Source organism: Dyadobacter fanqingshengii, assembly GCF_023822005.2.
Classification (GTDB): domain Bacteria; phylum Bacteroidota; class Bacteroidia; order Cytophagales; family Spirosomataceae; genus Dyadobacter; species Dyadobacter fanqingshengii.
The window spans coordinates 4,929,984-4,956,157 of the sequence record NZ_CP098806.1; the positions used below are offsets into that span (position 1 = coordinate 4,929,984).

Below are 26,174 nucleotides of genomic sequence, written 5' to 3' on the forward strand. Positions count from 1 at the left end.
ACTAAATTTGGTTGAGCAAACGGCAAAAAACATTAGAGTTACATTAGGATTCTAATTATTCATACACAATACTATTGGCAATGAATTACCTTTGAGATTGAAAATGATAGCTTTGCTGACAATCTGACACGGTTAGACGCGCAGGCGCAATTATTTTTCTGTAAATGATCGGTTAAAAACATATACTAAAATCATGTTTAAAATATTTTCAAAGCTGTTCGGCACAAAATCAGAACGGGATTTAAAAGAGTTAACTCCGTACGTTGATAAAGTCAGTGCCGAATATGCGCTCCTGGCTTCCTTAACCAATGATGAACTCCGGGCAAAATCCGAAGGTCTGAAACAACATATTTCCGACAACCTTAAATCCATCGACGATCAGATCGCTGTTTTGAGACAACAAGCTGCTGATGAACCGAATGTGGATAGCAAAGAAGCGATTTTCAAGAAGATTGATGCGCTGGACCTGGATCGTAATAAAGAATTGGAAAGGATTCTTTTGGATATTTTGCCAGAAGCCTTTGCTATTGTTAAAGAAACGGCCCGGCGTTTTAAAGAGAATGACAAGCTGGAAGTTACCGCGTCGTTCTTCGATAGAGAAGTTGCTACGAAAAAGTCCCATGTTGTCATTGAAGGTGACAAGGCATACTGGAACACAACCTGGGATGTAATTGGCCAGCCTATTAAGTGGAATATGCTGCATTACGATGTGCAGCTGATCGGTGGTGTGGTTTTACACCAGGGGAAAATCGCCGAAATGGCAACGGGTGAAGGTAAAACGCTTGTTGCAACGCTTCCTGCATTCCTAAATGCATTGGCCGGAAACGGCGTCCACATTGTAACCGTGAACGATTACCTGGCCAAACGGGATGCGGAATGGAATGCGCCTCTTTTTGAATTCCACGGAATGAGCGTCGATTGCATCGACCGTCACCAGCCTAACACCATTGCCCGCCGCAACGCATATAAAGCATCGTTAACTTACGGAACCAACAACGAATTTGGTTTCGACTATCTCCGTGACAACATGTCACGTACACCGGAAGAGCTTGTTCAGCGGAAGCACCATTTCGCTATGGTCGATGAGGTCGATTCCGTTTTGATAGATGATGCACGTACTCCATTGATCATTAGCGGACCGGTTCCGCGTGGTGATGAGCAGGAATATCTGGAATTGAAGCCGCGCGTTTCGAGGATCGTTGAAGCGCAGAAAAAACTGGCCATGGATTTCCTGAATGACGCCAGAAAGAAAATTGCGGCCGGTGATAAAAAAGAAGGAGCATTATCATTGTTCCGTGCACACCGCGGGATGCCCAAATACAAGCCTTTGATCAAATACCTGAGTGAATCTGGTATTAAGGCGCTGATGCAGGAATCAGAGTCTATTTATCTGGCTGAAAATCAGAAATTGATGCCGGTGGCCGATGAGCCGCTTTATTTTACAATCGACGAGCGTCATAACAGCATTGAATTAACAGAAAAAGGAATCGATTTTCTTACCGGCGAATCGGAAGAGTCCAATTTCTTCATCCTGCCCGACATAGCGGTTGATCTGGATGTGATAGAAAAAGATACGTCGCTGAATGAGCAGGAGCGCATTATCAGGAAAGAAGCATTAATCCGCGATTATTCCATAAAAACAGCTCGTATCCACACGGTTAATCAGCTTTTGAAAGCATTTACGCTTTTTGAAAAAGATGTGGAATATGTGATCATGGACGGAAAGGTTAAGATCGTCGATGAGCAGACGGGTCGTATTATGGACGGTCGTCGTTATTCCGATGGTTTGCACCAGGCCATCGAAGCGAAAGAGAATGTGCGCGTAGAAGATGCAACACAAACTTACGCGACGGTTACATTGCAGAATTACTTCCGTATGTATCACAAGCTGGCCGGTATGACCGGAACGGCGGAGACAGAAGCGGGCGAATTCTGGGAAATCTACAAATTGGATGTTGTTTCGATCCCTACCAATGTCAATGCGGTTCGGAAAGATCATGAAGATAAAGTTTACCGTTCGGTGCGTGAGAAATACAATGCGGTAACAGATGAAATCGTAGAGCTTGTAGAAGCCGGACGACCTGTTTTGGTGGGTACAACTTCGGTTGAGAATTCGGAGATCATCAGCCGGATGCTTACATTGAGAAAAATCCAGCATCAGGTTTTGAATGCCAAACAACACCAGCGTGAAGCGGAAGTGGTGACAGAAGCCGGTAAGCCGGGAACTGTCACCATTGCGACGAACATGGCCGGTCGTGGTACGGATATTAAATTGACACCGGAATCAAAACAAGCAGGCGGGCTTGCCATCATTGGTACGGAGCGCCATGAAAGCCGTCGTGTAGACAGGCAGCTGCGCGGTCGTTCAGGTCGTCAGGGTGACCCCGGTTCATCGCAGTTCTTTGTTTCATTGGAGGATAATCTCATGCGTTTGTTCGGTTCTGACCGGATGGCGAAGGTGATGGACCGAATGGGACTGGAAGAAGGTGAAGTGATCCAGAGTGGGATGATCACCAAATCCATTGAACGTGCGCAGAAAAAAGTGGAGGAAAACAACTTTGGCATGCGTAAGCGTCTCCTGGAATACGATGACGTGATGAACTATCAGCGTGACGCCATTTATACACGTCGCCGCAATGCATTGTTCGGAGAACGTTTGGCAGTTGACATTGCCAATACACTATATGATGTTTGTGACGAGCTGGTAAGCTCAGCAAATTCTTATGCAGAGCTTGAACTGGCTGTGATCACCACATTGGGTATGGAAGTGCCTTACAGTGAGTCGGAATATGGATCGTTGAAGCCTGCGGACCGTTCGCAAAAACTTTATAGCGCCGCTGAAAAGCAATATCAGGACAAAAATTCAGGCATAGCGGAAAAGGCGTTGCCGGTTTTGAGTTCGATTAATGCGGAGCGTGGTGCAACCATTTCCGAGATCATGATTCCTTTCAGCGACGGAATCCGTCAGACCGGCGTTGTGGTTGGCTTGAAAAAAGCAATTGAAAATGGTGGAAAAGAGATCACGAACGAAATGGAAAAAGCCATTGTGCTTTCGCTGATCGACCAGGAATGGAAGGAGCATTTGCGTGAAATGGATGATTTGAAACAATCCGTTCAGAATGCTGTATTTGAACAAAAAGATCCTTTGTTGATCTATAAATTCGAATCGGTCGAGCTGTTTAAACGCTTCCTGAGCAAAGTGAATTTTGATATGATCTCCTTCTTAATGAAGGCGGATATTCCTCAGGAAGAGGCAGTTCCGGCTACTGCGGTGCAACAAACCGTGCGTCGCCCGGCTCCGGCCCCTGCATTGCATACCAACCGTGAAGAAGACTTCGATGCTGAACTGGACGGTGGCCCTAACGAGTACGCTCGCAACATGGAGTCGACAACCAAAGCGCAGCCTGTTCGCACCATTAAAATCGCCGACAGGAACCAGAAAGTGTCTGTTCAGTATCGCGATGGGCGGATTTTGCGTGATGTAAAATTCAAGAAAGTAGAGCAGGAAGTAAAAAACGGAGACTGCGTTGTGATCGAATAATCAGTCACAAAACATTAATAAATTGTAAAGCCCTGCCTGTCTGAATGGATTGGCAGGGCTTTTGATTGAAAGGAAATCAGTATTTATACGATATTTGTATTTTACAGCAAGTCATTAACGAAACATTACCCTGCATGAGACTGCACAAAGAAGGCTACACCATCATGGCCATAACAGCCATTATATTGATACTGATAAACTTAGGGATACATTACATGCTTCCCGATGGTTTTTGGATCCCAAGATTGGTGTTGATTGGCAGTGTGATCGTCTTCCTCCTTGTCGTGCAGTTTTTCCGCGTTCCAAAGCGTGTGGTGCATAAAAGTGATAGACAAATTGTTGCGCCCTGTGACGGGAAAGTGGTTGTGATCGAAGAAGTGGTTGAAAGTGAGTATTTTAACGGCCCAAGGAGACAGATCAGCATTTTTATGTCTCCGCTGAATGTGCATATCAACTGGAACCCGATTAGCGGGGTGATCCAGTATTTCAAATATCATCCCGGACTTTATCTCGTGGCCTGGCACCCAAAGTCCAGCACGGATAATGAGCGCACAACCGTGGTTATTAAAACCATTGAAGGCATTGAGATATTATTCCGCCAGATTGCCGGCGCAGCCGCCCGCCGCATACGCTGGTATGTGAAGGAAGGCGATCAGGTTGAGCAGAGCACGGAAATGGGCTTTATCAAGTTTGGATCGCGTGTGGATATCTTCTTGCCGCTCGATGCCGACGTAAAGGTGAATTTACAGGACAAAACAGTGGGCAGCGTAACTGTGCTGGCAGAATTAAAATAATCGCCAGCTCAAAATTTGCTGCAAGAACCCGGGAACTGCGCTCGGATAAACCACGGCCATAAATATAAATCCGAAAATGGCCCCAACCATGTGCGCGCTGTGGTTCACATAACTTGTTCCGCGCTTGGATTCATAAAATGAATATCCCAGAAAGAGCAAGCCAAAGATAAATCCGGGCATACAGATAAAGAAATACAGACAAACCTGCATTAACGGAGAATAAAGGATCGCGGCAAAAAGAACAGCTGAAACGCCACCAGAGGCACCCAGAGAGTTGTATTTGGAATTATTCCTATGTTTTAAAAATGTGGGAATATCAGAAACAATGATCCCGACAATGTAAAGGAACAGGAAATAGAATGTTCCGCTCGGCCCGAACAGCATTCCGAAAAGTCTTTCAATTCCTTCTCCTACAAACCACAAACTGAGCATATTAAAGATCAAATGCCCAAAATCGGCGTGAACAAAGCCCGATGTAACGAAGCGATAATATTCATTCCGCTGCGTGACTTTGTAGGGATTAAGAATCAGCTTTTCCATTAAACTATAATTGTTCAATGCGTAATAACTGATGCCGGATGTGATAATGACGAGTATGAGGGTTATTGACATGGTCGATTTTAAATGTTTGAATAGCTATTATTTTTCTCGCTCTACCAATTGCTCAGCAAATTGCAGCAATGGTTCTTTTCTTCTTTCATCTATTTTTAGTGCGTGCAGGCTGGAAAGCCCTTTGGTAAAATATTCCTGGATCTTCTGTTCGGTAAACGCCCGGATGCCTAGATTTTCATAAATGGCAGTTATAGCAGCCACTTTTTTCTGCTTATCAAAAGTCTCTAAACCAATCCATCTATCCAGCTCGGCTTTGGAACCATTATCGGCCTTGGACAAAGCTTCAATGAGTAAGAATGTCTTCTTATTGGAAATAATATCTCCACCCACTTGCTTGCCAAACTTGTCAGGATCGCCGTAAACGTCCAGAAGATCATCTTTCAGCTGAAAACCAATCCCCATATTTTCGCCGGCCGAATACAAAAGCTGAATGGATTCTTCATCTGCGCCACCGATAATTCCGCCCAGTTCCAATGCAAAACCCAGTAAAACAGACGTTTTCAGGCGAATCATTCCCAGGTATTCCTCTTCGGTAACGTCCCAGCGGATTTCAAAATTCATATCCAGCTGCTGGCCTTCGCAAACTTCTGCGGCTGTTTTATTAAATCTCTCCAAAACACGGCGCAGCTTCTCGGCCGGAATGTCCAGTAACAGGTCGTAAGCCTTTATTAACATGACATCTCCTGATAAAATCGCGGTGTTCGCATTCCATTTTTCATGAACCGTCGGCTTGCCTCTTCGCAGCGGGGCCTGGTCCATAATGTCGTCGTGCATTAATGTGAAATTGTGAAAAACCTCTACTGCCATGGCTGGTTTAATGGCATTTTCCCAATTATCGGAATATATAGAAGCGGCAAGCAATGTTAGTAACGGACGGAAACGTTTCCCGCCAAGCGACATAATGTAGCGAATAGGCTCGTAAAGCTCAATGGGATGTTCGCCGTAAGATTGCTTTTCAAATTCAATTTGCAGCGTCCGCAGTAATTGTTCGGGTTTAATCATTCGCAGAGTAAAAAAGATCCGTTCAGATAAATCTGACGGGTAAAATAGTAACGTTGTGATTTGATTAGATATGTATGCAAAGTAGGGAAAATTAATAACTTTGAGATTCCGCCCATCATATATTAATTCATTCAGCATGCCCTTTCACCAATATTTCAACGGAGAAATCCTTCCTATCGACAGTCCGATTTTTAAAACCAATGATCTTGGATTGCTTCGTGGTTTTGGGCTTTTTGACTATTTCAGGACCTATAATGGCGTGCCTTTCCGTTGGAATGATTACTGGCAGCGCTTTGAAAATTCGGCCCGGCTGTTGAAACTCACATTGCCTGTAACGCAACAGATAACGGAGAAGGTGTTGGCCGACCTGCACGCTATGTCGGGTGAGCAGGAAGTCGCTTTTCGCTTTGTATTGACCGGCGGTTATGCGCCCGATAGCGTGCATGTTGTGCAGCCCAATTTCCTGATCCGGACAGAACCATTGCCTCAGGACAATCCTGCGGGACGGTTGAAAGGCATTAAAGTCCTGCCTTACGACTATGTCCGCGACTTGCCGGAAGTGAAGACGACGAATTACGTCCATATGGTTTTAATGGCCGACGAGCTGAGGCGTCAACAAGCTGCTGATTTGCTTTTCCATAAAGACGGCGAAATCAGTGAGCTGACGAGGAGCAACATTTTCATTTTTCACGGCGACAAGCTCATCACTTCGGATCGTAATATTTTGAAAGGCATTACAAGAAAAGTTGTGATGGAGCTTGCCAAGCCTCATTTTGAAGTAGAGATCAGGCCGGTATTGTATAAAGAAGTGATTTTGGCCGACGAAGTTTTCACAACCAGCACTACCAAATGGGTAATGCCCGTTGTGCAAATCGGCGATTTGCCCGTTGGCAGCGGGGAAGCTGGTAAAAGGACACTTCTCTTGCAGCAATTGTTCGAAAAACTGGTTACCGATTGGGGCAAATAAAAAAGTGGCGAGCCAGTTGGCCGCCACTTTCCGATTCTCGTAATAAGCTAATTTATTTAGGCGCATTCGGTGAATCCTTGTTAACGATGGGCCAAACGCCAGGTCTTGGAACGCTGACACCTTTGGTCATGCCTCTTTTCATTTCATCAGGCCCGAAATAGTAAAGCGGCCATCCTTTATAGGTAAGTTGTTTTTTGCCAAAAACATCAATGGTTGCAAACAACGCCTTGTCCACACCTGTCGGGGTGCCCTTAACCTCGTCCGCAACATAGATCGGCCACGCTGCGTCCTTCACCGGATCATTGGTTGTGTAATTGTTATTGTTAGAAGAATCGCGTGCAAACGCATACAATGTCCGCCCCATGTCATCCACGAAAAACTGCGTTTCAGCCGTTCCTTCTTTATAATCAGCCAGGTAAGATTTGCCATCAAGGCCAACAAGCTGGGCATTGGCCAGCATAACCGTGTAATCCGTTTTGGCGACAAACCATATTCCACCTACATTCTCACCTTTCACCTCACCGGCAGCTGCATCATTTTTATAATAATACAATGGCCATCCTTTATAAGTGGTTTGTGGTTTGCCGTCAGCACGGGTAATGGTCGCGAAATCGCTGGCAGTCAGCCCGCCATCGATTTTAAGCTTACTAAGGTCTGCAACAGAGAAAACAGGCCAGTTGGCCTCGCAGTTGCCGGAGCACGCTGAATTTCCATTGGCATCTTTTGAAAAGAAATACAATGTCTTACCGTCCTTATCAGTCAAAATTTTTCCCAAAGTGGAATTGTCTTTGAGCTGGACATCATTAGCAACGGGAATTGGATCTGGATCGGCGTCATCGTCGTCCGAGCAGGCTATGACGACTGACATGACGAATCCCAGGGCAAAAACCATGCGGGAAAGCTTGAAAATTTTCATCGGATTCAAATTTTTATTGTTAGAGATGAATTGGTTTGTCGTGAATACGAGCAAAGCCTTCCGATGGTTGCGTACAAAAAAAGCATAACCGGAGGCTATGCTTTTCGAATGTGGTAATTAATTTCAGCTCCAACCCTGGGCCGTAATCGGCACGCGGCTATCGCCTTTGGTGTGGAGCACAATTTCCTCTTTATTGGCCGTTATGTAGCCTATGAAGCTGATTTTAGGATTATTTTTGATCAAATCATAAGAAGCCTGGGGAACAGTAAAAAGCAGTTCATAATCTTCACCACCGTTCATTGCAGCAGTTATCGGCCCAATGTTCAGTTCTGAAGCCGCCAGGTAAGTTTGCTCATCAATAGGAATCCGCTCTTCAAAAACCACCGCACCCACACCCGATTGCGCACATATGTGAAGCAGATCCGAAGCCAGTCCATCCGAAACGTCGATCATGGAAGTAGGCAACACGCCTGCTTCCGCCAGCTCATATACGACGTCCATACGTGCTTCGGGGCGAAGCTGGCGCTGGATTACGTAATCCTTACCTTCCAGTTCGGGCTGCATTTCAGGATTGGCCAGAAAAACCTGCTTTTCTCTTTCCAGTAATTGCAAACCCAGATAAGCGCCACCCAGATCGCCCGTAACACAAAGCAGATCATTGGGTTTCGCCGTATTTCTATAAGTGATTTTATCCTTATTAACCTTTCCAAAAACACTTACCGAAATGAGTAATCCTGATCTCGACGACGAAGTATCTCCACCCACCAGATCCACATTAAAATCCGCGCAAGCCACTTTCATCCCTTCATATAATTCATCTATCGCCTCCAGTGAAAACCGGTTGCTTAATGCCAGATTCACAGTGACTTGTCTCGGAATGCCATTCATGGCCGCAATGTCCGAAACATTAACGGAGATGGCTTTGTAACCTAAATGTTTCAGAGGGAAAAATGTAAGATCAAAATGCACGCCTTCCAGGAGCAGATCGGATGAAAGCAGGCCATATTCTTCACCTGTGTCAATCACCGCTGCATCGTCACCAATTCCCCTTATCGTATCCGGTAATGTCGTTTTTATTCCGCTATTTATTCTTTTTATCAACCCGAACTCACCCAGGCTGCTTATTTCAGTTCTTGTTTCCATGGTGCAAAATTAGCTAAAAAAAGCGAAGCCACTTCCTGGTAGAAATGGCTTCGCTATATGATGGTTTATCTCAAAAGCATTTTTAAAAATGCCGGTGGGGAATATTACGGATTGCTTAATGTGTATTCGTTGATTGTTCCGCCCGTTTTTGGACTGGTTTTCAGTCTGGTAAGGACCAATCTGGCGTCATCAAGGGATGTGATTGTAAATTCAATGGTTCCGCCGCTTCCGGTTGGTTGAGGAGTCAACTCTTTAAGGATCAGCTTGGAATCTCCGTCCAGTTCCCATACCCCGCTGAATGTGCTGCCGTCAAAATCAGTATAGGAAACCGTTTTAGTGCCGGATGCATCATTTAATGTTAGTCTGAAAGCCGAGTAAGCAGGAACAGCATTGGTGGATCCTCCTCTGGTGTAAACAACTGTTGGCCCGTGCTTCACCGATTCTGCCGTCCAGGCCTTTGCAATACGTTCTGAAACGGGCTTCACTTTTTTCTTACATCCGGTTGCAATCAAGGTAAGTGCCAGTATTGTACACCAAATTAAAGAGTAACTTTTTTTCATATTTCGTTTTCTTGAATTTCTTTAACAGAACGCCAAGTTCTTACATTTTAGTCTTATTATCAAAATATTCATCCAAGATCATTTTTAATTTCGAACCGAAAAACCGTAATCACTAAATTGCGGCTTAAATGGCATTAATGAAAGAATATACAAAAGCGCAGCTCGCGCTGCGGAACGGGCAGGACCGGGAAGAGATCTGGTGTGCATACAAAGGCATTATTTATGACGTGGGCGCGTCGAGACTTTGGCGAAACGGGCATCATTATGAACATTGGGCAGGGCAGGACCTGACCAAAGAATTGGGCGACGCGCCGCACACCGAAAAGGTTTTCGAGCGTTTCAGCGCCATCGGAAAATTGCAGTCACAGGAAAAATAATCCATGCAGAAATCATACTTAATAGCGGATAGCGGATCAACGAAGACGGACTGGGTCATTAAAAATTCAGAAGGAGAACATTCGTTCCAATCGGCCGGGATCAATCCATTTTACCAGACCGCTGAGGAAATCATTCCGGTTCTGGAAAAGGAAGTTGTTCCTAATCTTCTTGGAACAGTTGAAAAAGTATACTTTTTCGGTGCTGGTTGTGCAGATGAAAAGACTGGTAAGCCTGTTTTTGACGCATTAACGAAGTGCTTTTCTTCGGCTAACATGATCGAAGTTGCGTCTGATATGCTGGGCGCTGCGCGCGGATTGTGCGGGCATGAGCCCGGTTTAGCCTGTATCTTGGGAACGGGGGCAAACAATGCTTATTATGATGGTGCAAACATTGTCCGTTCCATTGGCTCGCTGGGTTTTTGGCTGGGTGATGAAGGAAGCGGTTCTTACTTGGGAAAAACATTGGTTGTTCATTTTTTACAAAATGAACTGCCGGCGGATCTGCATGAAAGTTTTGCTAATCAATATCCCGATCTAAACCGATTATCAGTCTTGGATAATGCTTACAAAAAACCTTATCCTAACCGTTATTTTGCGTCTTTCTCAACATTTATAGCAGCGCACAGAACACATTCATTTTTGCAAAACCTGATTGAAAATGCTTTTACGCTTTTTGTAGAAAAATACATTTGTAAACATAAAGAAGCCGAAACCGTTCCTGTTCATTTTACAGGCTCTATTGCTTTTTATTATCAGGATATTTTAAAAACGGTTTTGGAAAAGAAAGGTTTAACGTCGGGACGCATTCTGCGGTCGCCGCTGGAAGGACTTTTGCAGTATTATTCCTGATCGGTTCACAATAAAAAAAGCAACGAACGTTAATCCTGCGAAATGTCACGACGTACCATTCAGTCACTCACCGTTTTTTCTGCCTTACTCATCATTGGTGTGGTGATCACGCAGATCTATTGGGTGAAGCAGGCGCTGGATCTCAGGCACAGGCAGTTCAACCAGAACGCACACGTTGCGTTGCAGGACGTGGCAACCAAATTGGCGAAGGTGAATGGCGTAATGCAAAGCGTAAACCCGGTAGAGCAATTATCGCCTCAGTATTTTTTGGTGAACACCAATGCCACTACGCAACCGGATCTGCTTGAAAATTTTATCAAAGACAGTTTTCAAAAAAATAACCTGATCACAGATTTTGAGGTTGGGATTTACGATTGCACGACCAACCGAATGCGCTACGGCATGTCGCTGAGTACGAAAAACAATGATAAAATCCCGACACCCACTTCCAATTGGATCAAAACAGATAAGTATCCCTATTATTTCGGTGTGCGGTTCCCTGAGCAGGACACGTATTTCGCGGGCACCATTAATGGAGCGATCTGGTCTTCTGTCCTGGTTTTAGTTGCCGTTTCGTTTTTTGCTTACGCGCTTTTTGTGATTTTGAGGCAAAAACAATTATCGGAAGTGCAGCGGGATTTTGTTAATAACATGACACACGAGCTGCAAACACCCATTTCAACGATTCGCATTGCGGCGGATGTGCTGAATTCCGACAACATTGTAAATCAGCCAAAGCGCCATAAAAGATATGTCCAAATTGTTCAGGATGAAATTTTGAGGTTGCAGGGGCAAGTGGAAATGGTGCTGTCCATGGCCAAAGCGGAGCGCAATGTGCTGACGCTGCAAAAAGAAGTAATGCGCTCGGAAGACATTATAGAATCGGTTTTGCTGCCATTTGAAAACAAGATCACCTTCCTGAATCACGCCGGAAATACGCTGATCGAAGCAGATCCATTTCATTTCAGATGCATGATCAATAACCTGATCGACAATGCATTGAAATACTCAAATGACACTCCCGACGTGAGAATCGAGACTTATAATAAAGGTAAATGCTTGGTTATTGCTGTTCAGGATCATGGCATTGGCATTGCACCGGAATATCGAAAGAAAATTTTCAACCAGTTTTTCCGCGTTCCGTACGGGGACGTGCATAATGCGAAAGGGTTTGGCATCGGCCTCAGCTACGTAAAACAGATCGTCCGCGCACATCACTGGAAGCTGGATCTGGAAAGCGAGCTTGGAAAAGGAAGCACATTTAAAATATCAATTCCCCAGAAACAAGCATAATGAAAAAACGAATATTATACGTCGAGGACGATCCGAACCTGGCATTCGCGACGAAAGATAATCTGGAAGAGTATGATTATGAAGTTGTTCACGCGCCGGACGGCGTGAAAGCATTGGAATATTTCGGGAAAGATCATTTCGATATCTGCGTGCTGGACATTATGCTTCCTAAGATGGATGGATTTACACTGGCAGAAAAAATCCGTAATTCCGACAGCCAGGTTCCCATCCTTTTTCTGACAGCCCGCGCTTTGCAGGAAGACAAGATTAAAGGCCTCAAACTTGGTGCCGACGATTACATTACCAAGCCATTCAGCATTGAAGAGCTCAAATTGCGCATTGATGTGTTTCTGCGCCGGAGCAAATCGGAGCAGCCACTGGTGGCGAAAACGGATTCAAGCAAAGTGGGGAAATACACTTTCGACTTTCAGAAACTGACATTAGCCATTAACGGAAGCAGTCAGAATTTAACATTCCGGGAAGCGGAAGTGCTGAAATATCTCTCAGAACGGCCCGATCAGGTCATTCGCCGGGATGAGCTTTTGAAGGCGATCTGGGGCGACGACGATTATTTTATGGGCCGCAGCCTGGATGTGTTTATTTCAAGATTAAGGAAATATCTATCAGCCGATCCGGACATTAAAATTGATAATATTCACGGCGTAGGGTTTAGAATGAGGTGGTAGGCCATTTTTTTTTAAAATATGTTTTACGAAAGTTTGCTCAAAAAAAAATAATAACGCATCTTTGCACCCTCATTTGGAAAAAAAGTAAGGTTATGGCTAAGGTTTGTCAAATTACAGGTAAAAGAACTCGCGTTGGAAATAACGTTTCTCACGCTAATAATAAAACAAAGCGTAAATTCTTCCCGAATTTGCAAAAGAAACGTTTCTTCCTTCCTTCGACAGGAGAGTGGGTTACGTTAAAAGTAGCTACTTCTGCTCTTCGTACTATCAACAAGAATGGTATTGAAGCAACGATTCAAAAAGCATACGACAAAGGAACACTTACGTTCTAAAAATATTTACGAGTTTTAAAAAGGACTTCTCCTATCCGGGAAGTCCTTTTTTCATGCGCCGTGCACTCCACTCACACCGATCGCAGGAATGGCTGATTCTGAAAGCATTTTTCTCTCATTAGGCTCGAATCTCGGCGACCGGCAGGCTGTGCTTGCTTCTGCGAGAGAACAAATTGCAAAAAGGGTTGGCCTGATATCCGGCGAATCTTCGCTTTACGAAACAGAACCCTGGGGACTGGCCGATCAGCCCGCATTCCTGAACCAGGTGATCCGCGTTGAGACCGAACTTGCTCCCGACGAAGTTTTAAGGATCATACTGGACATTGAGCACGAGCTCGGCCGCGTTCGTTACGAACGCTGGGGAGCCCGCGTGATCGACATTGATCTGCTGTATTACAATGCATTGGTACTGGATAGTGCCCGGCTCACATTACCACATCCCCGTCTTCAGGACCGCCTTTTTAACCTGATTCCGCTTGTCGAAATTGCACCTGATTTTATGAACCCGCTTCTCAAAAAAACGTCCCTTGAATTGTTGAATCTATGTACGGATAGCGGCGTCGTATCAAAAATTTCATAAAAAAATACCATTTCATTGTAGGCCGATTGGGTTTTATATTATGGCCATTTATTCCCTTTTTTTGATAGTTCATCACTTTTTTCTATCATATTAAGTTGATTTACACGTGCTTTGCCGGCTCCTAGAATAAAGTTCAAAAAATATTTTGTTGAATTTACAGAGGGTATACGTCTGTTAGGTTGTCATCAGAATAGGAAAAGTTCAATAATGAAAATTAAAGCCCATGAAAAACAAAGTACTCGCTCCATTTTTTCTCTCGCTCTTCTTTTGTATCAGCGCACTCGCGCAAAACCGGCACACTGTTAGCGGTTATGTCAAAGACCAGTCAAATGGTGAAGGCCTCATCGGGGTTTCTGTCTACGTTCGTGAAGCCGAAACCGGCGTAGTGACGAATCCTTACGGCTTTTATTCCCTGACCTTGCCTGAGGGAAATTACACGCTCGTGTTTTCGTATATAGGTTACCAGAAAGCTGAAAAGACAGTCAATCTGGATGTAGACAAAACCGTCAGCATTGAAATGTCCGACGAAAGCACCGATTTACAGGAAGTAACAATCTCTACACAAAAGGAAGATGAAAATGTGAGGGGAATTGAAATGTCTGTAAATAAAGTGGAAATGAAGACGATCCGTAAAATGCCTGCATTATTAGGTGAGGTGGATCTGATCCGTAGCATTCAATTACTGCCTGGCGTCACTTCGGTTGGGGAAGGTGCTTCGGGTTTTAATGTGCGTGGCGGGGATATTTCTCAAAACCTTGTGCTCCTGGACGAAGCGCCGGTGTACAATTCCTCCCATTTATTCGGATTCTTCTCCGTTTTCAATCCCGATGCAGTTAAGGATGTAAAATTGATAAAAGGCGGAATTCCTTCACTTTATGGCGGCCGTATTTCTTCCATTCTGGACGTTAGGATGAAGGAAGGGAATGCCAAGAAACGTGAGATTAATGGGGGGATCGGGACTATTTTTTCAAGATTAACCTATGAACAGCCGTTTGCGAAAGGAAAAGGCTCATTCATCGTCGCCGGTCGCCGGTCGTACATTGACGTTTTGGCCAAACCGTTTTTGAACTCGGATCTTAAAGATTCCAAGTTTTATTTCTACGATCTGACAGCCAAAGTGAATTATAGAATTGGCGATAAAGACACATTTTTCGCATCGGGTTATTTTGGGAAAGACGTTTTTGGTGGAGGCGATTTTGGTTTTGGATGGGGTAATGCAACAGCCACAGCACGCTGGAACCACATTTTTTCCAACAAACTGTTCATGAACCTGACCGGTTATTATAGCAATTACGACTATAATCTTGGTCAAAATCAAAACAAGCCGGATGCAAAAGACAAGTTTGACTGGAAATCGAAAATCATCAGCACGAGCATCAAGCCAGACTTTACATTTTACATTACACCAAACAACCAGCTCACATTTGGCGGGCAATACATTTACTATGACACCCGCCCGGGCAAAGCGCTCGCAGTTTCGGAAGGAGAAAACACGGACATTAGCCTGGAACCGCGTTATGCCGACGAATCAGCATTATATATAGGTAACGAACAGAAATTTTCCGATAGGATATCACTACAATATGGCGTCCGCTATTCCTATTTCAGAAGCCTGGGGCAGGGAACAGAGTATGATTATCTTGAAATTGAAAAAGGCCAGCGCAAAATGCCTGTCTTTCCTGGGAAATCGTACAAGAAAGGGGATGTGATCAAAAGTTACGGGAACTGGGAGCCGCGCGCATCTTTGAACATTGGTATTACCAAGGACGCGTCAATCAAGGCCAGCTACAACCGGACGGCGCAATATCTGCATTTGCTGTCCAACACAGCTGCCAGCTCACCATTAGACGTCTGGACGCTGAGCTCGATCAACATTGCTCCTGAAAAAGCAGATCAGGTTGCATTAGGCTGGTTTCAGAATTTCAATAATAACATGTACGAGGCGTCTGTGGAGGTTTATTACAAAAAACTTTACAACCAGATCGATTACGTTCCAGGCTCTGAATTGCTTTTGAATGAGTTTGTGGCAGGCGACCTGCTTTTCGGAAAAGGCCGTGCATACGGTGCCGAATTTTATCTGAAAAAGAACAAAGGAAGACTTACAGGTTGGATCAGTTATACATTATCCAGAACCGAAAGGCTGCTTGAAACTATCAATAACAGCGACTGGTTCCCTGCCCGATTTGACAAGCCGCATAATTTCACATCGGTTGCGATTTATGAAATGAGCAAGAGATTGTCACTTTCGGCGAATTTTACCATTACATCAGGCACACCGGCAACATTCCCTACAAACCGTTACGAGTGGGGCGGCTGGCCGATCGGCAATAATTATGATGGCGCGAGAAATAATAACCGCATTCCGGCTTACCATCGCCTCGATCTGGCCGCTACATTGAAATCCAAGAAGAAGTTGTTTAAAGTGGGCCAGGGTGAATATGTGTTCTCGGTGTACAATGTGTACAATCGTCGTAACCCATTCTCGGTTTACACACGTGCTAATGAGGATACGCCACTCAAAACAGAGGCTGTTCGCTATTCCGTAATTGGCAATTTTATTCCCGCTATTACTTACAATTTCAAGTTTTAAAAGAGATCAAAATCCATCAGATTGATGAAAATAATTGTCATGAGAAGATTCAATAATATTTCAAATATCAAGCATTTCGGGTTGCTATCATTGTTTTTTGCAATGTTCGTAGCGCTTACCAGCTGCGAAGACGTCATTAATCTGGATACGAAAACAGGGCCGGATCAGCTCGTTGTGGACGGCTGGATCACGAATGAGGCTGGGCCGCAGACGATCAAACTTTCCTGGTCAGCAAGTTATTTCAATAATGGCCCTGCCAAACCGGTTTTGGGTGCAGCAGTGACTGTTACGGATGATAAGGGTAAGGTTTATGAGTTTAAAGATCTGGCTGGAAACGGTCAGTATGTTTGGGGAAAAACCAATGCGGATACTTTGGGCCGGGTGGGAAGAACCTATAATCTTAAAATCGTAAACGAAGCAGCCACTTACACGGCGTCCAGTGAATTGAAACGCGTTCCGCAGGTGGATTCCATTGTTTACCGCAAAGAAAAATTGCCTTTTGAGCCGGATAAGGGGCCAAAAGAAGGATATGTTGTGCAGTTTTATGCGCGTGATTTTGTTGGCGAAGGCGACACTTACTGGATCAAACCCGTTATCAGTGGAAAACCGAAGGTTGAAAAAGCAGTCAACATTTCCATCGCCTATGATGCCGCATTCGGGTCGGGCGCTCCTTCGGATGGACTGATTTTCATCTTGCCCATTCGCGAATCGCTCACAACGGATTCACTTTACTCTGCGGGCGCATCGGTCGGTGTCGAATTACACAGCATCACAAACGAAACCTTTGAATATTTAAAACAAATCCGCGAGCAAGCAGCAAACGGAGGACTTTTCGCAGTTCCGATTCAGAACATTAAATCCAATGTCGTTAATGCAGATCCGAAAGGTCCGAGGGCGCTTGGGTTGTTCGGCACTTCGGCTGTTAGCCGGAAAGAAACGGTGATCGATCCTGAAAAGGCGCGTCCGGACGAGGATTAATTTCTCGAAAAACACTGCTGATCCACTGGTAAACGCGTTTTGCCAGTGGATTTTTTGTTATATTTCATTTTTATAAACCATTATTATGAAACAAAATTTACTGATCCTCCTTGTGTTTTTTGCAATGCCTGCCTTTGCTCAGAAGCGTGCGCGCGAATTGGGCATTAAGATCGGTGTGCTGCCTGTCGGCCCGCTGAATGCAATTACGGATGTGGCCGGGGTGAAAGTGGGGCAGGTAACATTACGGGAAGGCGCGGATGTGCGCACGGGCGTAACAGCTATTATTCCGCACGATGGCAATTTGTTTCAGCAAAAAGTGCCGGCGGCTATTTATATCGGAAACGGCTTTGGCAAACTGACCGGATATTCGCAGGTTGAGGAGCTGGGCACTATTGAAACACCCATTCTTCTCACCAATACACTAAGCGTCCCCACCGTCGCCGACGCGATCATTGATTGGACTTTAGGGCAGCAGGGCAACGAAAATGTGAGATCATTAAACCCGGTTGTGGGAGAAACCAATGATGGTTTTTTGAACGACATCCGTGGGCGTCACGTACGCAAGGAGCATGTGCTCAATGCATTGGCGCAAGCGCAAAACGGCCCGGTTGCAGAAGGTAATGTGGGGGCAGGAACGGGGACAGTCTGTTTTAATTTTAAAGGTGGCATTGGAACAGCGTCCCGAAAACTCCCTGCCAATCTCGGCGGCTACACGGTTGGCGTTTTGGTGCAGACCAATTTTGGAGGCGTTCTGAAAGTGAATGGCGTTCCGGTAGGAGAGGAACTTGGGAAATTTGCGTTCAAAGAGTCTCTCGATAAGACTTCCGATGGCTCATGCATGATGGTGCTGGCTACGGACGCGCCGCTGGATGCAAGGAATTTAAAAAGGCTTGCAAAAAGGGCGATTATGGGGCTGGCGCAAACCGGCGGGATCGCATCGAATGGCAGCGGGGATTATGTAATTGCTTTTTCAACCGCCAATCGCATGCTTCACGAGATGCCGGATCGAACATATGGTGGAACTTACCTGCATAATGATGCTATCAGCCCACTTTTTCTGGCCGCGATAGAGTCCACGGAAGAAGCGATAATCAATTCACTACTGATGGCTCAAACCAGCGAAGGGACGCAAGGCCACAAAGTAGAGGAGCTTCCGAAGGAGCAGCTTCTTGAAATTATGAAGAAGTATGGGAGATTAAAATAATGTTGCGCCCATTGGCTGAGCGGCGGCGTTTGAAAAAATAGTTTGCGTTTGTAATTTTTTAGATTAAAATTTGCGGTTTAATAAGAGACAGGAATTCGAAGTGAAAGCGCAAAGAGTTATTAATCAGACAATGAGCTTCATGCTTGCCATCATGCTTTTGATGGTTGCAGGAATGCGTTCATGGTCAGATCAATCGGATTCAGCTCAAAAGCACGTTTCGCACGCCAAAGAGATTGGCAAGGACTTAACGAAAAAAGCATCCCAATCAACGGAGCAAAGCCAGGCAAAAGTTAGTGCATTATCCCTGGACGCGGTAATTACGCCAGCATTATCATTCGACTTTTCCCATTATTTCTACTTTTTACCCCAGCCCATCTGGCATTTCGTAGCCAGTAAATCGGTTTTCCCTGTCGTTGTTAAGGAATCGGTTTTTCTCTTTTCCTATTTTCACAGGATCTTTGGGCGGTTTATAGTCACCAACGCCCCTTAAAGCCGTTTTTTTTCTCCGGGCAGCGTACCGCGGCGACTAGCATTACATTTGATCTTACATTGCGCATGATAACACGCCAAAAAGCTTGTTTGACCGATCAATTGCCGCATTAGTTTGCATTTATCTTCTTCATTTTCAGAATATAATTTCAATTTTTTCAATACATAATAATGGCTAATAAGAACGGAATTATCGGGCTGACTATAGTGATCGCCCTGATTAGCGTCTATTATCTCTCCTTTACATTCGTATCACGCAACATTAAAGCCAAATCGGTGGCTTATGCAACGGACGCAAAAGGAGAAGTAGACCTGGCAAAAAAACAACGTTACGTTGACTCGCTATGGCGCGAGGACGTGTATTTGGGACATACTTTGCAGGAAGTTACAGAACGTGAATTGAACCTGGGTCTTGACTTGCAAGGTGGAATGCACGTAGTAATGGAAGTTGCACCGGCGGATATTTTGAAAGGAATGGCAGGCGGAAACGCGCGCAGCGTAGCATTCCAGAATGCATTGAAAAAAGCAGGTGAGGACAAAACGGCAAGCAATAGCGCATTTATCAATCGCTTTGCCGCTGCATATAAAGAGGCTGCGCCTAATTCAAGTCTGGCTGCCCTTTTTGCGACAAGCTCAAACAGAGGCAAAATCAGCAGCAGCTCGTCTGATGGCGATGTCGTTAAAATGCTGAATACGGAGGTGAACGGTTCTATCGACCGCGCATTTCAGATCACACAGGCTCGTATTGATAAATTTGGGGTAACGAACCCGAACATTCAGCGTCTGCCAGGCCAAAACCGGATTTTGGTTGAGCTTCCTGGTGTTGATAACCCTGAGCGTGTGCGTCGTTTGCTTTCAGGTGCTGCGAAACTTGAATTTTCCGAGGTTTATCTGACCAACGAACTGGCTGCCGGATTGGACGGTTTGGGAAAATATCTTGCTAAACAGGAAGAAATCAAAAAAGCAACTGGCAAACCAACAACTGCCGCTGCTGCCACAACGGATACTACAAAGAAAACAGATGGCGGTCTTGCTGCTCAATTGGCACAAAAGTCGGCTGATTCTACTGCAACGGACTCTTCGGCAATCGCTGCGCAAAGCGCTGCTTTGACTAACCTGTTCGTTCCGATGCCACAAGGCTTGGGCGTTTTCCTGAAAGACACAGCGCGTGCAAGCGAAATACTGCGCCGCCCGGAAGTGAAATCGTTGTTTCCAGCGGACCTTGTATTTATGTGGGACCGCAAAGGAACGGAAGGCGTTAATAATCAATTGATCCTGCCATTGTATTTTATCAAAAAAGCAAATGGCGTGGCTGCAATGGAAGGCGACGTGATTGTTGACGCAACCCACGATTATGACGAACGCGGCCGCCCGGAAGTGACCATGCGTATGAATGGCGAGGGCGCTCGTAAATGGCGTACATTGACTGCACGCAGCGTAGGCCGCCCGGTTGCTATCATCATTGATAACCTGGTTTACACCGCTCCAACTGTACAAGGCGAGATTCCAAATGGTAACTCAAGCATTACCGGAAGCTTTACAGTAGAAGAGACAAAAGATATGTCCAACGTATTGAAAGCGGGTAAGTTACCAGCTCCTACGCACATTGTGGAAGAAGCCGTTGTAGGTTCTTCACTGGGTGCTGAGGCGATCAATGACGGACTTATTTCTTCTGCGGTTGGTTTGCTAATTGTATTGGTCTTCATGGTGGCTTATTACAGCCGCGCAGGATGGATTGCCGATATGGCTTTGCTTATCAACTTGTTCTTCCTGTTAGGGGTTATGGCCTCACTCGGTGCGGTTCTTACGCTTTCTGGTATCGCCGGTATTGTCCTCTCCATTGGTATGGCCGTGGATGCGAACGTGCTTATTTATGAGGGAATCAAGGTTGAGCTGGAAGGAGGCAAACCTTTTGCACAAGCAGTTAGGGATGGTTTCAAACATTCACTTACTGCCATCATTGACTCCAATGTTACGACGCTGCTTACGGGTATTATCCTTTATACGTTCGGAACCGGGCTTGTTCTTGGTTTTGCAACAACATTGGTTCTTGGTTTGCTTACTTCTTTATTCTGCGCCATATTCATCACGCGTTTGTTTTTAGAACAGCAGATTAAAAGAGGAAAAGTCTTCAATTTCTATTCTGGCCTGACCAAAAACTGGTTCAAAGACAATGACTTCGATTTCGTTTCCCAGCGTCGTCGTTTTTACATTATCTCAACCGTTATCATGGCAATCGGTATTGGCTCATTTATCTTCAAAGGATTCGGGCTGGGGATCGATTTTAAAGGTGGACGTTCTTATGTGGTTCGTTTCCAGGAATCCGTTGATGCAGACAAGCTGAGAAGCATTATGGATGAGGATTTGGGCTCAACTACCGAAGTAAAAACGTTCGGCGGACAGGATCAGGTGAAAATTACAACAGCTTATCTGATTGAAGAAACATCTACGGATGCGGATCAGAAAGCAGAATCGAAAATTTTAGCTGGCGTTAAGAAAATTCCGAACAATCCTGCCAAAATCGTAAGCTCTAACAAAGTAGGCCCAACAATGGCCAATGATACGCTTTGGTCGGCTGTTTACGCGATCTTACTCGCACTTGCCGCAAACTTTGTTTACATTTTTATCCGATTCAAAAGAGTTGCGTTTAGCTATGGTGCGGTAGTGTCCCTTGCGCATGACGTGATCATCATTTTGGCCATCTTCTCGCTGTTCAACGGCTGGTTGCCATGGTCACTGGATATCGACCAGGCGTTTATCGGTGCGATCCTTACCATGATCGGATATTCCATGAATGACACGGTTGTAATTTATGACCGTATCCGTGACTACCTGAAAGATGACAAAGCACGTGGTCAAAGCCTGCCAACGGTCATTAACAATGCATTGAACAGTACATTGAGCCGTACAGCCGTAACGGGTATTTCGGTAATCCTTGTGTTGATCGTGCTAATGATCTTCGGAGGAGCTGTAATTCGCGGATTTACATTCTGTATGCTTCTTGGGGTTATCGTCGGAACATATTCATCGCTGTTCGTAGCGGCTCCAATCGTAGTTGACCTGCTGCAACGCGAAAAAAGAAAAGAGCCTGCATTGACGGTGGCAGAAACTGTCGCACCGGTCGGAGGCAAAAAGATTAAGGCATAAAGATATTTTAGAATAAAAAGGGGTTAAGTTTTATACTTTCCCCTTTTTATTTTGTCTATATAGCCAAATGGAAAATTTTCTTTTTAGTTTTAACAGATGTTAATATAACTACAACAAACGCATTATATGGCAAATCAACTCTGGGTCAAAAAGCCTATTGACAAATTATTACTAGAATCCACAGGAGAAGCAAATCAATTAAAGCGTTCACTTAGTTCGACCAGTTTGGTTGCACTGGGAATAGGCGCCATCATTGGAGCCGGTCTATTTTCTCTGACCGGAATAGCTGCTGCTGAACACTCCGGACCAGCGGTTACTATTTCATTCATACTTGCGGCTTTGGGTTGTGGCTTTGCCGGCCTTTGTTATGCTGAATTTGCTTCCATGATCCCCATTGCAGGAAGCGCTTATACTTACTCGTATGCTACTATGGGTGAGTTTGTTGCCTGGATCATTGGGTGGGATTTGGTTTTGGAATATGCATTGGGGGCAGCAACCGTTTCGGTGAGCTGGTCGCGTTATCTGCTCGAATTTCTGAGCAAATTTGACATTCACCTTCCTACGCAGCTTGTTTGTTCGCCTTTTGAAGTGGTTAAGTTGAGCAACGGAACCGTTATTGACAATGGAATCATCAATTTGCCCGCCATTTTTATCGTATGCATGCTGTCTCTGTTATTGATCAGAGGAACGCAGGGGTCGGCATTTTTGAACAACTTCCTGGTTGTTTTGAAAGTAGCAGTTGTATTGATTTTCATCGCACTGGGTTGGAGCCATATCGATCCACAAAATTATGTCCCATACATTCCTGAAAACACAGGAAACTACGAAAACTTCGGTTGGACGGGTATTGCAACAGGTGCCGCGGTCGTATTCTTTGCATTTATTGGTTTTGATGCGGTTTCAACAGCTGCTCAGGAAGCTAAGAACCCACAAAAAGGAATGCCGATCGGGATTCTTGGATCGTTGGTTGTTTGTACGATCCTATATGTGCTCTTTGCACACGTAATGACTGGATTGGTAAAATATACGGAGTTTGCGAATGATGCCAAGCCTGCTGCGACTGCTTTTGCTAAGACCGGTTATGATTCATTGCAGACGGCGTTAATTATTGCCATTCTTGCGGGTTATACTTCGGTAATGCTTGTAATGCTTTTGGGCCAAAGCCGCGTGTTCTATTCCATGAGCAGAGACGGACTTTTGCCTAAGTTTTTCAGCGATGTGCATCCTAAATTCTCAACGCCGTGGAAAACCAATCTTTTCTTCATGGGCTTTGTAAGCATCTTTGCCGGGCTTGTTCCGGTGAGTGATTTGGGCCACATGGTGAGTATCGGGACACTTTTTGCATTCTGCCTCGTATGCGTGGGTGTGTGGATGCTACGTGTGAAAAGACCCGATCTGGAACGCTCTTTCCGTACGCCATTGGTTCCTTTTGTACCAATTATGGGGATTGTAGTATGTCTTTATTTAATGTATTCCCTACCTGTTGAAAGCTGGTATCGCCTTGCGATCTGGCTGGCAATCGGACTTGCGGTATATTTCGGTTACGGCAAGAAAAACAGTAAGTTAGGAAAAGAATAGTTTGTGTTTGATATAACTAAAAAGCCTCTGATCTCAACCGAGAACAGAGGCTTTTTCTATTTCATTTCCCGCTCAGATTCTTGCCAAAACTCGCTCAGAAACCGTCTGGCCTATTGATAATGAAGAGGTTGCAGCCGGCGATGGCGCATTGCACACATTAATCGCATTTTTGTTTTCAATAATTGAAAAGTCGTCCAGTAACCCGCCATCATAGTCGCAAGCCTGCGCACGAACGCCCGCACCGCCGGGAATGAGATCGTCGCTCCGGATCTCCGGAATAAGTCCTTGCAATGCTTTTGTAAATGCAGCCTTTGAAAATGAGCGGTAATATTCGCCCATGCCTGTTTTCCAATATTTCATGGCCACTTTCCTGAAACCCGGCCAAGCCAGCGATTCCATCATTTCTGGTAAATTAAAGTCCAGCTTATTATAACCCTCGCGACGAAAGGCAAATACAGCATTAGGCCCCGCTTCAATGCCGCCTTCAATCATGCGGGTAAAATGAACGCCTAAAAAGGGGAAATTAGGATCAGGGACGGGATAAATCAGGTTTTTGACCAAATAATGTTTCTCCGGTTTAATCTTGAAATATTCACCACGGAATGGAATAATCCTGACATTAATGTTCTCAGGCTGCGTTAACTGCGCAATTTTATCGGAATAAAGCCCGGCGCAGTTGACGATCAGTTTTGTTTCAAATATTTTACCCGTCGCCGAAACGACTTCTGAATGTGTGTTGCGGTTTTTAATATCAATTGCTTTTTCTCCAAAGCGAATTTCTCCGCCTAGTTGCTGGAAGCATTCAGCATATTTTTCAGAAACCGTTTTGTAATCGATAATGCCGGTATAGGGAACCCAGATACCTTCTAAACCGGCAACATGCGGCTCAATTTCACGAATTTCACCCTGCGTGATCATTCGGTTTTCGGTTAAGCCGTTCTGATTTCCTCTCTCAAAAAGGTTTTGTAGCAATGGCCGTTGATCCTCGCTGGTAGCGACCACAATTTTGCCACACAAATCATAATGTACGCCTTCCCGATTGCAGAAATCGATCAGCATTTGGTAACCGCGAATGCAGTTAGTGGCTTTCAGGCTTCCTGGTTTATAATATAGTCCTGAATGGATCACGCCGCTGTTATGGCCGGTTTGGTGTTTGGCAACTTCGTTCTCCTTTTCGAGAAGCAGAATTTTCAGGGAAGGTCGCTGTTCTTTCAACCGCAATGCTGTGGCCAGGCCCACGATGCCTCCGCCTATGATGGTAATGTCGTACATGAGTTGTTAATTACTAAAATTAAAAGCGCCTAATCAGCCTGGAAAAGAGATTTTTCCCATGGAAACGCCTGGCACTCCTTCTTTTTCCCCAAAATGCATTTGCTGGCCAGCAACCGCTTCATTTGCCAAAACCGCAAACAAAACCGCCTCCTTAGCATCACCTGAAATGCCCAGTTTATCAATTTTTAAAACAGGGCGATTCAGCGCGCTGGAAATGCCCGACATTAAAATCGGGTTATGCGCGCCGCCGCCGCTTGCGTAAATGGTGTAAGCATCATCCTCGTTCATCATGCTCTTAATCGCGTCGGATATGGTCTCCGCGCTGAGCTGCGTCAACGTTGCGATAATGTCCTGCCTTGAAACGGAGATCAGTTTAGATTGCTGAATGGCGGATTCCACATAATCAAAGTTGAAAACTTCGGGGCCGGTGGTTTTAGGAAAAGGTGCTTTGAAAAATGGAAACGATTTCAATGCTGCCAGCAATGTTTCATTTACTTTGCCGCTCGCTGCAATTGCGCCGTTTTCATCGTAAGGTTTATGGTAAAATCGCTTGGTATATGCGTCCAAAAGCGTGTTACCAGGTCCTGTATCTGTTGTAAATATCTTTGTAGTGTCGAGCGTTCCCGGCAGAAATGTAAAGTTGGCTATCCCACCCATATTAAGCAGAATGCGATTTTCGCCGGCTTTGGAAAAAAGAAAATGGTCGCCATAAACAGCCAGCGGTGCACCTTCTCCGCCCGCAGCAATGTGTTTTTGACGAAAATCACTCAATGTTATTATCCCTGTTTTTGCTGCAATGTGGTCACCATCACCAATTTGCAATGTTGCATTAGGAAATCCGGGAAGCTTATGTTGTTTTTTCGGAGCGTGAAAAACCGTCTGTCCGTGACTCGCGATAAGGTCGATATGTTCAATATCAATGTCCCAGCTTTCAAGGCAATTCAGGATCATTTTGGCGTGCGCCGTGCCAATGTAGGGGTTTAGGAGGCAAAGCTGTTGAAAATCGATCTGTCTTTTGGCAAAAATTTGAAGGATTTCATTGCGAAATTCATCGGTATAAGGCACTGTTGTGAAAAATTCCAGATCCAAAACCGTTGCTGTTCCGCTTCCTTCAATGTTACAAACAGCCACATCCAGCCCATCCAGCGAAGTTCCGGACATTAACCCGATAATTCTGCGGGATTTTTTGCCGGATATTTGATAGAGTTTCTCAATATGCGCTCTCATAAGCCATTTTGTAAAAAAAGGAAGTCAAGCTCCTACA

The 26,174-nt window shown here is 45.0% G+C and carries 22 protein-coding genes; 15 read left to right on the plus strand and 7 right to left on the minus strand.

Annotated elements, in window-relative coordinates:
• The first annotated feature begins 193 nt into the window (after nucleotides 1-193).
• Together secA and NFI81_RS20600 are read left to right on the plus strand one after the other, a co-directional pair.
• Nucleotides 194-3,541 carry a preprotein translocase subunit SecA gene (secA, locus tag NFI81_RS20595; RefSeq protein ID WP_234615238.1) on the plus strand — a complete coding sequence of 1,116 codons (3,348 nt, stop codon included), beginning with the start codon at nucleotides 194-196 and terminating at the stop codon, nucleotides 3,539-3,541.
• 134 nt (nucleotides 3,542-3,675) lie between these two features.
• Nucleotides 3,676-4,335, plus strand: a complete 660-nt coding sequence (locus tag NFI81_RS20600; protein WP_234615237.1) for a phosphatidylserine decarboxylase family protein — start codon at nucleotides 3,676-3,678, stop codon at nucleotides 4,333-4,335.
• On the opposite strand, the gene NFI81_RS20605 is transcribed toward NFI81_RS20600, so the two are convergent.
• Together NFI81_RS20605 and NFI81_RS20610 are read right to left on the minus strand one after the other, a co-directional pair.
• Nucleotides 4,327-4,947, minus strand: a complete 621-nt coding sequence (locus tag NFI81_RS20605) for a rhomboid family intramembrane serine protease (RefSeq protein ID WP_234615236.1) — start codon at nucleotides 4,945-4,947, stop codon at nucleotides 4,327-4,329. The genes NFI81_RS20600 and NFI81_RS20605 overlap by 9 nt on opposite strands.
• 27 nt (nucleotides 4,948-4,974) lie before the next feature.
• Complete coding sequence (locus NFI81_RS20610) at nucleotides 4,975-5,946, minus strand: polyprenyl synthetase family protein (protein ID WP_374759491.1); 972 nt, start codon at nucleotides 5,944-5,946, stop codon at nucleotides 4,975-4,977.
• A 139-nt stretch (nucleotides 5,947-6,085) separates the two neighbouring features.
• Between NFI81_RS20610 and NFI81_RS20615 the strand changes: the two genes are divergently transcribed.
• The gene (locus NFI81_RS20615) at nucleotides 6,086-6,916 is read left to right on the plus strand and encodes an aminotransferase class IV (protein ID WP_234615234.1); all 831 of its coding nucleotides are present in this window, start codon (nucleotides 6,086-6,088) and stop codon (nucleotides 6,914-6,916) included.
• A 52-nt stretch (nucleotides 6,917-6,968) separates the two neighbouring features.
• On the opposite strand, the gene NFI81_RS20620 is transcribed toward NFI81_RS20615, so the two are convergent.
• The 3 genes from NFI81_RS20620 to NFI81_RS20630 form a co-directional block, all read right to left on the minus strand.
• Complete coding sequence (locus NFI81_RS20620; protein WP_234615233.1) at nucleotides 6,969-7,832, minus strand: hypothetical protein; 864 nt, start codon at nucleotides 7,830-7,832, stop codon at nucleotides 6,969-6,971.
• 123 nt (nucleotides 7,833-7,955) lie between these two features.
• On the minus strand, nucleotides 7,956-8,975 hold the full coding sequence (thiL, locus tag NFI81_RS20625; RefSeq protein ID WP_234615232.1) for a thiamine-phosphate kinase: 1,020 nt from the start codon (nucleotides 8,973-8,975) through the stop codon (nucleotides 7,956-7,958).
• A 104-nt stretch (nucleotides 8,976-9,079) separates the two neighbouring features.
• Nucleotides 9,080-9,535: a lipocalin family protein gene (locus tag NFI81_RS20630; RefSeq protein WP_234615231.1), complete on the minus strand. Its 456-nt coding sequence runs from the start codon at nucleotides 9,533-9,535 to the stop codon at nucleotides 9,080-9,082.
• A 137-nt stretch (nucleotides 9,536-9,672) separates the two neighbouring features.
• On the opposite strand from NFI81_RS20630, the gene NFI81_RS20635 reads away from it, so the two are divergent.
• The 12 genes from NFI81_RS20635 to NFI81_RS20690 all read left to right on the plus strand — a co-directional run bounded on the left by NFI81_RS20635 (nucleotide 9,673) and on the right by NFI81_RS20690 (nucleotide 23,638).
• A complete protein-coding gene (locus NFI81_RS20635) occupies nucleotides 9,673-9,912 on the plus strand; it encodes a cytochrome b5 domain-containing protein (protein ID WP_234615230.1) in 240 nt (79 codons plus the stop codon).
• A gap of 3 nt (nucleotides 9,913-9,915) precedes the next feature.
• A complete protein-coding gene (locus NFI81_RS20640) occupies nucleotides 9,916-10,761 on the plus strand; it encodes an N-acetylglucosamine kinase (RefSeq protein ID WP_234615229.1) in 846 nt (281 codons plus the stop codon).
• A 42-nt stretch (nucleotides 10,762-10,803) separates the two neighbouring features.
• Complete coding sequence (locus NFI81_RS20645) at nucleotides 10,804-12,054, plus strand: sensor histidine kinase (protein WP_234615228.1); 1,251 nt, start codon at nucleotides 10,804-10,806, stop codon at nucleotides 12,052-12,054.
• Nucleotides 12,054-12,740, plus strand: coding sequence for a response regulator transcription factor (locus tag NFI81_RS20650; RefSeq protein WP_234615227.1), 687 nt, complete (start codon nucleotides 12,054-12,056; stop codon nucleotides 12,738-12,740). The genes NFI81_RS20645 and NFI81_RS20650 overlap by 1 nt, the downstream gene beginning before the upstream one ends.
• 92 nt (nucleotides 12,741-12,832) lie before the next feature.
• On the plus strand, nucleotides 12,833-13,072 hold the full coding sequence (gene rpmB, locus NFI81_RS20655) for a 50S ribosomal protein L28 (RefSeq protein ID WP_026632020.1): 240 nt from the start codon (nucleotides 12,833-12,835) through the stop codon (nucleotides 13,070-13,072).
• An 88-nt stretch (nucleotides 13,073-13,160) separates the two neighbouring features.
• Nucleotides 13,161-13,652: a 2-amino-4-hydroxy-6-hydroxymethyldihydropteridine diphosphokinase gene (gene folK / locus NFI81_RS20660; protein ID WP_234615226.1), complete on the plus strand. Its 492-nt coding sequence runs from the start codon at nucleotides 13,161-13,163 to the stop codon at nucleotides 13,650-13,652.
• Between the two features lie 223 nt (nucleotides 13,653-13,875).
• Nucleotides 13,876-16,242 (plus strand): TonB-dependent receptor, encoded by a 2,367-nt coding sequence (locus NFI81_RS20665; protein WP_234615225.1) that lies wholly within the window; start codon nucleotides 13,876-13,878, stop codon nucleotides 16,240-16,242.
• A gap of 39 nt (nucleotides 16,243-16,281) precedes the next feature.
• On the plus strand, nucleotides 16,282-17,220 hold the full coding sequence (locus NFI81_RS20670) for a DUF4249 domain-containing protein (RefSeq protein ID WP_234615224.1): 939 nt from the start codon (nucleotides 16,282-16,284) through the stop codon (nucleotides 17,218-17,220).
• Between the two features lie 85 nt (nucleotides 17,221-17,305).
• Nucleotides 17,306-18,424, plus strand: a complete 1,119-nt coding sequence (locus NFI81_RS20675) for a DmpA family aminopeptidase (protein WP_234615223.1) — start codon at nucleotides 17,306-17,308, stop codon at nucleotides 18,422-18,424.
• A gap of 70 nt (nucleotides 18,425-18,494) precedes the next feature.
• Entirely contained in the window at nucleotides 18,495-18,914 is a 420-nt protein-coding gene (locus NFI81_RS20680) for a hypothetical protein (RefSeq protein WP_234615222.1), read from the plus strand.
• Nucleotides 18,915-19,084: 170 nt separating this feature from the next.
• On the plus strand, nucleotides 19,085-22,060 hold the full coding sequence (secDF, locus tag NFI81_RS20685; protein WP_234615221.1) for a protein translocase subunit SecDF: 2,976 nt from the start codon (nucleotides 19,085-19,087) through the stop codon (nucleotides 22,058-22,060).
• Nucleotides 22,061-22,186: 126 nt separating this feature from the next.
• Nucleotides 22,187-23,638: an amino acid permease gene (locus NFI81_RS20690; RefSeq protein ID WP_234615220.1), complete on the plus strand. Its 1,452-nt coding sequence runs from the start codon at nucleotides 22,187-22,189 to the stop codon at nucleotides 23,636-23,638.
• Between the two features lie 72 nt (nucleotides 23,639-23,710).
• Here NFI81_RS20690 and lhgD read toward each other — a convergent pair whose 3' ends face one another.
• Both lhgD and NFI81_RS20700 read right to left on the minus strand, forming a co-directional pair.
• Nucleotides 23,711-24,910: an L-2-hydroxyglutarate dehydrogenase gene (gene lhgD, locus NFI81_RS20695; protein WP_234615219.1), complete on the minus strand. Its 1,200-nt coding sequence runs from the start codon at nucleotides 24,908-24,910 to the stop codon at nucleotides 23,711-23,713.
• Nucleotides 24,911-24,943: 33 nt separating this feature from the next.
• Nucleotides 24,944-26,137 (minus strand): anhydro-N-acetylmuramic acid kinase, encoded by a 1,194-nt coding sequence (locus NFI81_RS20700; RefSeq protein WP_234615218.1) that lies wholly within the window; start codon nucleotides 26,135-26,137, stop codon nucleotides 24,944-24,946.
• Between the last annotated feature and the right edge of the window lie 37 nt (nucleotides 26,138-26,174).